Annotated in this window: 1 protein-coding gene; it reads right to left on the bottom strand. The window is 70.3% G+C overall.

Features of this window, described 5'->3' with window-relative positions:
• Window positions 1-533: KR domain-containing protein (locus K7G61_RS35990; protein WP_225851361.1), on the bottom strand; the 533-nt coding region annotated here is incomplete at its 3' end.
• Window positions 534-630: the final 97 nt, after the last annotated feature.

Genomic DNA, 630 nt, shown 5'->3' with positions numbered 1-630 from the left:
TGCGCACCCCGCCGACCCGCCAGCACCACATGCTCAGTACCCGAACGCACCAACCACCGCGCCACCACACCACCCAAACCACCCGTACCACCCGTCACCAGAACCGTCCCCGACGGACGCCAAAGAGAGCCGTTCCCGTCGGTGTCGGTGTCGCTGTCGACGCGTACCAGACGACGGCCGAAGACACCGGAGCCCCGCAGGGCCACCTGGTCCTCGTCCCCCTGGCCCAGGACGGCCGCCAGCCGACCCGCGGCACGCTCGTCCAGCACCCCCGGCAGATCCACCGACCCACCCCACACACCCGGAAACTCCAACCCCGCCACCCGACCCAACCCCCACAACAAACCACCCGACGCGTCAACCACCGCATCAGCACGCCCCGTCGACACCGCACCCCGCGACAACGACCACACCCGCACCCCGGCGCCCGACCCCACCACCGCCCGCAACAACCCCAACCACGGATCCACCATCGCCCCAACCCCACCGGACGAGCCCAACCCAGCAGACACCAGCGGCAGAAGCGACACCACACCTGCCGCCTCCGCAACCCGCTCAGCAACATCGTCCACACCCACAGTCACAACCGACGCACCAGCCGCACCCAGAGCGCCCTCGACCCACCCGACC

It is taken from the genome of Streptomyces sp. HPF1205, assembly GCF_020400825.1.
Taxonomy (GTDB): domain Bacteria; phylum Actinomycetota; class Actinomycetes; order Streptomycetales; family Streptomycetaceae; genus Actinacidiphila.
This window is presented reverse-complemented; position numbering and strand designations above follow the sequence as displayed.